This is a genomic window from Stenotrophomonas lacuserhaii, from assembly GCF_039674585.1.
Lineage (GTDB): Bacteria > Pseudomonadota > Gammaproteobacteria > Xanthomonadales > Xanthomonadaceae > Stenotrophomonas > Stenotrophomonas pennii_A.
The window spans coordinates 1-7,970 of the sequence record NZ_JBDJNU010000073.1; the positions used below are offsets into that span (position 1 = coordinate 1).

Genomic DNA, 7,970 nt, shown 5'->3' on the forward strand with positions numbered 1-7,970 from the left:
CCACGACAACGGGTGCCCCCCCACCAGGGCCAGGCCGTGACGACCACCGGTCGTCACCCACCAGGGCCAGGCCGTGACGACCAACGGTGGTCACCCACCGATTGCCCGTCACCCACCGGCCGGTTCCGCATTACCAGTTCACATTCACCGAAACACCTACGGTGCGCGGTTCGTTGTACACCGCCGCCATGTAGTTCTCGATCACGCCCTTGAGGTTCTTCTCATTGGTGATGTTGCGCGCGAACAGCGCCACTTCGTAGGCGCCGTAGCCGCCGGAATAACCCAGCTTCAGGCCGCCTTCGAAATCTCCCTTTGAATTGAACTCGGCCGTGTCGTACAGCACGAAGCTGGTGTAGCCCTGCTTGTTCCAGTCAGTCGACACGAATACCGTGCCAGCATCGCTGACCGGGAAATCGTAGCGGGCCGCCAGGTTGATGCCGTACTTCGGCGCGTTCGGCAGCGGATTGCCGTCGATCTGCGCGAAGGTGTTGGCACCGACCTTGATGGTCGGGTCGTTCACGCTGCACACCACCACGCCGTTCAGCGCACACACCTGCGCGTACACCCGGTCATCCTGGATTTCGCTGTGCAGCAGGCTCACGCCCGCACTCAGGGTCAGGTTCGGCACCGGGCGCAGTTCCATGTCCGCTTCCAGGCCGTAGGCGCGCGCCTTGTCCGCATTGAACAGCACGCCGTTGCCATCCGAATCGTTGCCGTTGAGCTGGATGTCGTTCACCTGGTAGGTGAAGGCGGTCGCGTTCAGGCGCAGGCGGTTGTCCCACAGCGTACTTTTGACGCCGGCTTCCCAAGACAGGATGGTTTCCGAATCGGCCGTGGTGAAGTCCGAGTTGAACACCGCCGAGCGGCCCTGGATGGTCGGTCCGCGGAAGCCGCGCGCGACCTTGGCATACACGCCCACCTGGTCGTTGATCTGGTACATCGCGCTCAGGTCCCAGCTCGGCGTGGTGTCGCTCATCTCCACGTCGGTGCGGCCACGGTAGGTCACCGCACCGGCTGCGGTGTCGGCGGTCTTCAGCAGGCGGGTGCGCTTCTCATCGCGGGTCTGGCGCAGGCCCGCAGTCAGCGTCAGCTGGTCGGTGGCCTTGTAGCTCAGCTGGCCGAAGCCGGCGACAGAGGTATTGGTATTGCGCAGGCGCACCCAGTTGTTGGGATTGCGCGCGGGGCCCTGCAGGAACCAACCGCGCTGGTAGAAGTCGGTGATATCGCGGCCATCGAAGTAGAACAGGCCTGCCTGCCAGCTCAAGCGATCATCGCCCATGCTGGCCAGGCGCACTTCCTGGGTCCACTGGTCGAGATCGCGCACCTGGCCCATCGACTGGCCGAACCCATTGGGCACGCCATTGACCGGGAAGTTGGCGGCCGCGCCGCCGTCGGTGTCGCCGCGGCTGTAGCCGGACGTGGTCTCGTAAGCGCTGATCGAGGTCAGTTCCACCGCGCCGAAATCATAGGTCGCCTTGAGCGAGCCGCCGTAGGTCTTGTAGGCCTGCGGGTTGTTGGCGGCCTCGTCGTAGGCTACGCGGTCGCGCGCGGCGATCGGCTGGTTGGAGCCCTTGACCATGCCACCGCGCAGGAACAGCGTGGAGGTTCCTTCGTAGTCCCGCGCATGCGCCGAAGCCAGCACGGAGAAGTTGTCGGTAGGGGTCAGCAGCAGCTGGGCGCGCACGTTGCGGTCGTCGAAGCCGCCCATCGCATCCTTGCGCGGCGCCGTCGTGCCATCGGCACTAGGGCCGGCATAGGTGTTGTCCACGTAGTCATCGCGATGCTGGTACAGCGCAGACACGCGGAACGCCGCCACTTCGTTGATCGGGCCGCCCAGGCCGGCATCCACCGCCACGCTGTTGTTGGTTCCATAGCTGGTATTGACCCGGCCGCTGGCGTCCTGGCTCGGCTTGATGCTGTCGAACTTGACGATGCCGGCGGTGGTGTTGCGCCCGAACAGCGTGCCCTGCGGGCCGCGCAGCACTTCGATCTGGTCCACGTCGTAGACCGGGTTGGACTTCAGCACCACGTGTTCCAGCACCACGTCGTCCTGGATGATGGACACCGGCTGCGAGGCGCCCAGGTAGAAATCGATGTTGCCCAGGCCACGGATGTAGAAGCGCGGGAAGATGCGCCCGGTGGTGGTCTCGGCATAGAAGCCCGGCACCCGGCCCGACAGGGCCAGCAGGGTGTCATCGCCGCCGGCGGTGTAGTCGCGCAGCTGCTCGCCCTGCACCACGCCGACCGACACCGGCACGTCCTGCAGGTTCTGCTCGCGGCGTTCGGCGGTCACGGTGATGGCATCCAGCGCAGTGGCGCTGGTCGGGGTGGCGGCCTGCTGCGCGAAGGCCGGGGCGACCAGGCCCACGGACAATGCGGCGCATGCCAGCGCCAACGGATGACGACGGAAGAATCGGTGGTTCGGATGCATGTACGGGACTCGAAGGAGCGTCCGTGCGGCCTGCGCGAGCCGGGCGGATGAGGAAATCAAAGCGCGCAGGCGCACAGTATGGCGGCCACGTTTCAATCCCGTGGCAGCCTCTCCCCCTGTACCGCCGCGGCTATGCCGCCACCGGCGTCCCGCGCGCCAGCACGAAGCGCGCTGCGGCTTCGCGCAGCGACGCGGCCTGGGCGGTCATCGACTGCGCCGAGGCCGAGGTTTCCTCCACCAGCGCCGCGTTCTGCTGGGTGACCCCGTCCATCTGCACGATGCTCTGGTTGACCAGTTCGATGCCGGCGGCCTGCTCGCGCGATGCAGACGCAATGCCGCCGATCGCCGCACCCAGTTCACCCACCGCGGCCACCACCTGCTGGATCGTCTCGCCAGCCTGCGCGGCCAGCGCACTGCCGGTGCCGACCTGCTCCACCGATTCGTCGATCAGCCCCTTGATCTCGCGCGCCGCCTGCGCCGAGCGCTGCGCCAACGTGCGCACTTCACTGGCGACCACGGCGAAACCACGCCCTTCTTCACCGGCACGGGCCGCTTCCACCGCCGCGTTCAGCGCCAGGATATTCGTCTGGAACGCGATGCCGTCAATCACCGTGGTGATGTCGGCGATGCGCCGCGAGGACGCTTCGATCAGGCGCATGGTGCGCTCCACCTCGGCCACCGCCTCACCGCCCTGCGATGCCACGCCGGTGGCCTGCACTGCCAGCTTGTCCGCACGTACCGCGTGGTCCGCGCTGTGGCGCACCGCCGCGGTCATCTCTTCCATCGATGCGGCCGACTCTTCCAGGTTCGCCGCCTGCTGTTCGGTCCGGCGTGACAGGTCTTCGCTGGCCGAGGCGATTTCCGCCGCCGCCGCCGACACACCATCGGCCGAGCGCTGGATGCCGGCGATGATCGTGCCCAGGCTGGTCACGGTCTGGTTGGCGTCGTCGCGCATTTCGGCGAACACGCCCTGGAAATCGCCTTCGATGCGGCTGCGCAGGTCGCCCCGCGCGAGGTTGCGCAGCAGGTCGGACAGCGCCGCCAGGTTGTGGTCGGCCGTGGTCATCAGGGTGTTCAGCCCTTCCACCATGACCCGGAAATCGTTGTCGAATGCTTCAGCGTCACCGCGCGCGCTGAAATCACCGGCTGCAGCAGCCGCGACCAGACGCTTGATCTCGCCGTTGATGGCCTGCAGGCGGGCGCGCACGCCGTTGACCGACGCACTGATCCGGGCTTTCTCGCCGGGCAGTTCCTGCATCGACGCCGACAGGTCACCGGTGGCGTACTCCTGTACCAGCTCGACCATCTCCAGCGTGGTGCGCACGTGGGCATCCACCAGCGCGTTGGTGCCTTCCACCATGCCGCGGAACGCGCCCTGGAACGCGTCGGCATCGATGCGGTGGCTGATGGTTCCTTCGGCGTGGTGCTGGGCCATGCGGTCCTGTGCGGCGGTGACGCTGCGCAGGGTGGACTGCATCTGCCGCATGGACGACAACAGGCGCCCCACTTCATCCGGGCGACGCTGCGGGATCTCGCGGTCCAGCCGCCCCGCCGCCACATCCAGTGCCACCTGTTCGGCCTGCTGCAGGGGACGGGCCAGCAACCGGCGCATCGCCAGCACGGTCGCACCGATCACCGCCAGCAGGGCCAGTGCGGAAATGCCGGCGATCTGCAGCAGCAGCGTACGCAGCACGTCCTGCAGTACCGACACCGGCTCCATGCCCAGCACCATCCAGCGCCACGGCGCATGCGCCTGCGCGGAAATGAAATAGCCGCGGGTGTCCTTGCCCTCCGCGCTGCGCACCTGCAGCGTCGCCGATGCCTGGCGCCCTTCCAGCAGCGCCTGCAGCAGCGGCAGGTCTTCGGCCACCACGCGCTCGCTGATCCTGCCGCCTTCACCGGCGGGCGCGGCGATCACCTTGCCGAAGTCCTCGCCCGGGCGCGTGTCGATGGCCATGAAGTAGCCGTCCTTGCCCAGCGTGGCAGCACGCAGGCTGTCCTTCAGCGCGGCCAGCCCGGCCGACTGGTCCTGGCCGACGAAGGCGATGCCGACCACCGCACCGGCCGCATCCTTGAGCGGCATGTAGTGGGTCATGTAGTCCGTGCCGAACAGGTGCGCCGGGCCAGTGAAGGCTTCGCCGGCGATGATCTTCGGATACGCCGGGTGGGCATGGTCCAGCCTGGTGCCCAGCACCCGCTCACCGGCCGCGTTACGCAGCGAGGTCGCCACCCGCACGAAGTCGTCGCCATCGCGCACGAAGACCGTCGCCACACCGTCGGTGGAGGCGGCGAAACGATCCACTGCGGCGTCATCCAGCGCCAGCGGTTTGCCACCGAACATCAGCTGTGGCGCAACCTGGCCGGCCACCTGCACGCTGCGCGCGGTGTCCACGGCGGCCTCGCCGGCCGGCAGCGAGGCACGGAACAGTTCGGCCATGTGCGCGGTGCTCTGGCTGAGGCTGCGGTCGTACAGCGCCACCGAATCCCGCATCAGGCTGGCCGAGGTGTCCAGCCCGGCCTGCACACGCTGCTGGTAACTGGCGGCGGTCTGCCGGTAGATCAGCAGGGCCAGCAGCACGAAGGCCGCGGCCGTGATGGCCGCCAGCAGGATCGCCAGACGGGAGGAGATGGACAGCGTGGAACCGGTGGCGGCAGAAGTCGTCATCGAGAGGCACTTGATAGGAAGGGGAACGCGTCGGGCGTCACACTTCTATCGGCACCGAAGTAGTCCTCTTTAGCCCCGGATTGGCTAAATTTCCGCCACCACTCAGTATCCAAGCGATTGATTTACCGCGGGAAGGTGGCTGGAAACGGTTACATGGCGTCGAGCTCACTCCGACAGTACGACCCGCCCAAAACCGCTCCCGTCGTCCAACGCGCTGATCGCGTGCAGCTGATCCAACCGGAGGTCACGCACGCCATCGGTACATTCCAGGCGCAGGAATTCTTCCTTCGCCGCTGTGCTGACGGTGGTCAGCGCGCGGCCCTCCACCTGCGTGCCATCGGCCAGTTCAACCCGCAGGCGAAGCCGGCGCAGGCAGGCGATCTCCAGATGGTCGTGCAGGTCGCAGGAAATCGGGCGGTAAGGTTCCATCGTTTTTCCAACGTTGGCTGCACAGGCGCGTGATCTCCCACTTTCTGCCTGCACGCGCGGGCTTGGCAAGCCTGCGGCAGTTGGATAGACTCAGCTCCACTGTGGGGCCATAGCTCAGCTGGGAGAGCGCGTCGTTCGCATCGACGAGGTCAGGAGTTCGATCCTCCTTGGCTCCACCACGAATTGAAACGAAAAGCCCCGGGACCGCTCCCGGGGCTTTTTTTCGTTCAGGCCGGCTCGCCGCTGCCATCCTTCCGATCGGGCTTCTTGGTGTGGTCATCGCGGACCTTCTGGTCCTGCTGTCCCTGGCGCTGCTTCGCCACGTCGTCCTGGCGCTGGTCCTGCTGGCTTTCCTGTACGCCGGCGCGGTCTTCCTGCTCGTTGTTTCCGGTACCCATTCTGCGTGCCTGCTCGTTGTGGTGTGTCATGGCACCCCACGCTATCGGCGCCGCCGTGATGCGCAGATCACGAGGCCGTGCCAACCCGTTCAGCATGGTTGGCGCTGTCACCCGCGCGCGGCACAATGGCGGTCCACACTGGAACAAGGATGTCCCATGCGCTTCGCCCTGCTGCTCCCTGTCCTGCTGCTCAGCGCGGGCTGTGCCCACCGCAGCGTCATCGCCCCGCCGATGACGCCCGCTGGCCTGATCACTCCGGCCGAAGCCGTGCATGCCGCCAACGATGACCCGCGCAACGGTATCAGTGGCACCTTCCTGGTCACCGTGCGCAATATCGATCTCACCGGGCACGGGCTGTACCTCAACAGCGAAACCGACTACCGCCACCAGGCCAATCTCACCGTGCGGCTGGCACCCGACCAGGCCGATGCGCTGCGGGCACAGCTGGACAACCTGCCACTGGAACGCCTGGTCAACCGCCGCCTGCTGGTGCAGGGCACGGCGCGCCGCGAGAAGATCGTCTTCAGCACGGATGGCATCCCCAGCGACACGTATTACTACCAGACCCAGCTGCGCCTGAACGACCCGCGCCAGGTCCGCTTCGCGCCGTGAAACTCCTCATTCCAGCGTGACCACCCGCGTGCCGAAGTTGCGTCCCTGGATCGCCGGGGGCTCAGGGTAGTGACGGCCGCTGGCCGTCATTTCCGATGCGGCCAGCAGCCGTCAGTCCCGCATCGAAGATCTTGCCGCCCCGTTTTCGAGCAGACGTCGATGCCTGCCAGAGCGGCTGCACCGTGCTCGCTGCCAGCAACGAAGGATCAGGCACTTGCACGTGCACCGGCGATGCGGAGACACCATTGTGAAGTTTTTTGTTCAAAAGGCTTGCCGAAAGCGCGTGACCTCCGTAATATGCGCCTCCTCGGCAGCGACATCGCTGCCAACGAAACAAGTGGCCGAGTAGCTCAGTTGGTAGAGCAGGGGATTGAAAATCCCCGTGTCGGCGGTTCGATTCCGTCCTCGGCCACCATTGTTTTTGAAGGGTCTGCAGAAATGCAGGCCCTTTTTTTTCGCCTGCCGTGCGGGTCTGCATGGATGGCAAGTGCGACCTGCCCTACCCGCCCAGAAGGTTCAGGGCGAGCCGCGTTGCATCGGCTCCACCCGCAACCGGATCCCCAGCGCGCGCATCACACCCAGCACGTGGTCGAAGTACAACGGACGCGTGCCGCTCAACTGCCGCCGCATGGCGTCGACGCTCAGTCCGCATTCGCGTGCGACGTGGCTGATGCCATGCAGTTCGGACACCGGCAGCATCGAACGCGCGAAGGTCGTTTCGTCGTAGTGGATCATGTGCAGGCGATCGTCCAGGTACTCGGCCATCTCTGCTGCACGCCGGTTTTCCAGTTGCGCCTTTGCGGACTCGTAGGGCGTCATGGCTGCCTCCACATGGCATCGCCGGTTGAGCGCACCAGTTCGCGCCCGGAGACGATGAGCTCTTCAATCATGAAGCCGCCAAATCCTGTGTCCGACAGCACCTTGTGACGGTTCACGTGCACCGCGTGCAGCACTTCGAAGATCGACGCCAGCGCCTGCAGGGTACGGATGGACACGGCGACCTGCGCGGTGCCTTTGAGCTCTGGATGGCAGCCGCCTCCCGCCTGCGGCGAATCGGACGACGTGCGCGGCAGAAGCCGCAGGTGCATCACACGGTGTTGGTTGGTGCGCGAGGTTTCGAACGCTTCCAGCCGCCGTTCGAGGCGTTCGATGAAGTGCGGCGGGAAGTCCTGCATCCGCTCGCCCATCAGGGCGTACAGACGCTTCGCGCTCAAGGGATAGTGCGATTCCATTGCATACCTCACAAAGCTTGAGGCCACCCGCGCCAAGGCGCTGGGTGGCGGGCGATGCGGGTTAGCATACCGGTTGAACTCAGGAAAAAAGCCCGGCGGATTGAACTGACCCCCTGAATTTGGACAGGCATCCAATTTTCGAGGGAAAAGTGACCAAGTACGATGAGCAGTTCAGACTGAAGCTTGCGCGAGAAGGAGCTGAC

The 7,970-nt window shown here is 65.8% G+C and carries 8 protein-coding genes and 2 tRNA genes; 3 read left to right on the plus strand and 7 right to left on the minus strand.

Annotation, left to right across the window (positions count from 1 at the left end; all coding sequences use genetic code 11):
- Positions 1-130 precede the first annotated feature (130 nt).
- The 3 genes from ABE522_RS17110 to ABE522_RS17120 all read right to left on the minus strand — a co-directional run bounded on the left by ABE522_RS17110 (position 131) and on the right by ABE522_RS17120 (position 5,525).
- Positions 131-2,431 carry a TonB-dependent receptor gene (locus tag ABE522_RS17110; protein ID WP_406846388.1) on the minus strand — a complete coding sequence of 767 codons (2,301 nt, stop codon included), beginning with the start codon at positions 2,429-2,431 and terminating at the stop codon, positions 131-133.
- Positions 2,432-2,561: 130 nt separating this feature from the next.
- Entirely contained in the window at positions 2,562-5,096 is a 2,535-nt protein-coding gene (locus ABE522_RS17115) for a Cache 3/Cache 2 fusion domain-containing protein (RefSeq protein WP_346592731.1), read from the minus strand.
- A 165-nt stretch (positions 5,097-5,261) separates the two neighbouring features.
- Positions 5,262-5,525 carry a Rho-binding antiterminator gene (locus ABE522_RS17120; RefSeq protein ID WP_346592732.1) on the minus strand — a complete coding sequence of 88 codons (264 nt, stop codon included), beginning with the start codon at positions 5,523-5,525 and terminating at the stop codon, positions 5,262-5,264.
- Positions 5,526-5,628: 103 nt separating this feature from the next.
- On the opposite strand from ABE522_RS17120, the gene ABE522_RS17125 reads away from it, so the two are divergent.
- Positions 5,629-5,704: transfer RNA gene (locus ABE522_RS17125), tRNA-Ala, on the plus strand.
- A 48-nt stretch (positions 5,705-5,752) separates the two neighbouring features.
- Here the strand turns inward: ABE522_RS17125 and ABE522_RS17130 are convergent.
- Positions 5,753-5,923, minus strand: a complete 171-nt coding sequence (locus ABE522_RS17130) for a hypothetical protein (RefSeq protein WP_346592733.1) — start codon at positions 5,921-5,923, stop codon at positions 5,753-5,755.
- Between the two features lie 156 nt (positions 5,924-6,079).
- Between ABE522_RS17130 and ABE522_RS17135 the strand changes: the two genes are divergently transcribed.
- A complete protein-coding gene (locus tag ABE522_RS17135) occupies positions 6,080-6,535 on the plus strand; it encodes a hypothetical protein (protein WP_346592734.1) in 456 nt (151 codons plus the stop codon).
- A 339-nt stretch (positions 6,536-6,874) separates the two neighbouring features.
- Positions 6,875-6,950, plus strand: a tRNA-Phe gene (locus tag ABE522_RS17140).
- A 101-nt stretch (positions 6,951-7,051) separates the two neighbouring features.
- Here ABE522_RS17140 and ABE522_RS17145 read toward each other — a convergent pair.
- The 3 genes from ABE522_RS17145 to ABE522_RS17155 form a co-directional block, all read right to left on the minus strand.
- Positions 7,052-7,354 carry a helix-turn-helix domain-containing transcriptional regulator gene (locus ABE522_RS17145; RefSeq protein WP_346592735.1) on the minus strand — a complete coding sequence of 101 codons (303 nt, stop codon included), beginning with the start codon at positions 7,352-7,354 and terminating at the stop codon, positions 7,052-7,054.
- Entirely contained in the window at positions 7,351-7,767 is a 417-nt protein-coding gene (locus tag ABE522_RS17150) for a hypothetical protein (protein ID WP_346592736.1), read from the minus strand. Before ABE522_RS17150 ends, ABE522_RS17145 begins: the two co-directional genes overlap by 4 nt.
- Positions 7,768-7,775: 8 nt before the next feature.
- On the minus strand, positions 7,776-7,970 hold a 195-nt coding region (locus ABE522_RS17155), incomplete at its 5' end, for a hypothetical protein (RefSeq protein WP_346592737.1).

What these genes read in the sequence shown, in the direction of transcription:
- ABE522_RS17110 (WP_406846388.1), bottom strand. Translation starts at nt 2,431, where the DNA reads ATGCATCCGAACCACCGATTCTTCCGTCGTCATCCGTTGGCGCTGGCA.
- ABE522_RS17115 (WP_346592731.1), bottom strand. Translation starts at nt 5,096, where the DNA reads ATGACGACTTCTGCCGCCACCGGTTCCACGCTGTCCATCTCCTCCCGT.
- ABE522_RS17120 (WP_346592732.1), bottom strand. Translation starts at nt 5,525, where the DNA reads ATGGAACCTTACCGCCCGATTTCCTGCGACCTGCACGACCATCTGGAG.
- ABE522_RS17130 (WP_346592733.1), bottom strand. Translation starts at nt 5,923, where the DNA reads ATGGGTACCGGAAACAACGAGCAGGAAGACCGCGCCGGCGTACAGGAA.
- ABE522_RS17135 (WP_346592734.1), top strand. Translation starts at nt 6,080, where the DNA reads ATGCGCTTCGCCCTGCTGCTCCCTGTCCTGCTGCTCAGCGCGGGCTGT.
- ABE522_RS17145 (WP_346592735.1), bottom strand. Translation starts at nt 7,354, where the DNA reads ATGACGCCCTACGAGTCCGCAAAGGCGCAACTGGAAAACCGGCGTGCA.
- ABE522_RS17150 (WP_346592736.1), bottom strand. Translation starts at nt 7,767, where the DNA reads ATGGAATCGCACTATCCCTTGAGCGCGAAGCGTCTGTACGCCCTGATG.